Raw genomic sequence first — 665 nt, forward strand, 5'->3', positions numbered from 1 at the left:
GACCGGATGCCCGGACGGGTGCCGGTGCCGGTGGCCCGACGACGACGAACGCTTCGAATGCGGGTGCCCCGGCTGCGCCGACTGGCGGCCGATCCCGGCGATCGACTGGGTCATCGTCGGCGGCGAATCCGGGCCCCACGCCCGGCCGATCGAGGCGGACTGGGTGCGCGACCTGCGCGACCAGTGCGTCGAGGCCGGGACCGCGTTCTTCTTCAAGCAGTGGGGTGGCCGCACCCCGAAAACGGCCGGGCGTGAACTCGACGGCCGGATCTGGAACCAGTACCCGCAGAACAGGAGCACCTCATGCCACGCCTGATGTCGGTCTCGCTCACCGAACCCCAGGTCCGCGACCGGACAAAGACCGTCACCCGCCGTATGGGCTGGCTGATGCTGCAGCCCGGCACCCGGCTCACGCTGTGCCGCAAGGTGATGGGCCGCCGCCGCGGCGAACCACTCGTCCGGATCGTCGACGTGGAAGTACTCGACGTCGGGCGCGAGCGCCTCGACACCATCACGAACGAAGAAGTCCGCGCCGAGGGCTTCCCTGAGATGACGCCGGCGCAGTTCGGCGAGTTCTTCTGCGGCAGCCACACCGGCTGCACCCCGGACTCGATGGTCACCCGAATCCGGTGGCGCTACCTCGACGATCCGGAATCGCCGTAGCA

The 665-nt window shown here is 69.6% G+C and carries 2 protein-coding genes; both read left to right on the forward strand.

The annotated features are described in order from the left end of the window. The coding region (locus A5780_RS43030) for a DUF5131 family protein (RefSeq protein ID WP_156769365.1) at positions 1-316 on the forward strand (316 nt) is incomplete at its 5' end. Continuing rightward, positions 304-663, forward strand: coding sequence for a hypothetical protein (locus tag A5780_RS43035; protein ID WP_231982888.1), 360 nt, complete (start codon positions 304-306; stop codon positions 661-663). The genes A5780_RS43030 and A5780_RS43035, both read left to right, overlap by 13 nt. Positions 664-665 lie beyond the last annotated feature (2 nt).

Source organism: Nocardia sp. 852002-20019_SCH5090214 (assembly GCF_001665865.1).
Taxonomy (GTDB): domain Bacteria; phylum Actinomycetota; class Actinomycetes; order Mycobacteriales; family Mycobacteriaceae; genus Nocardia; species Nocardia nova.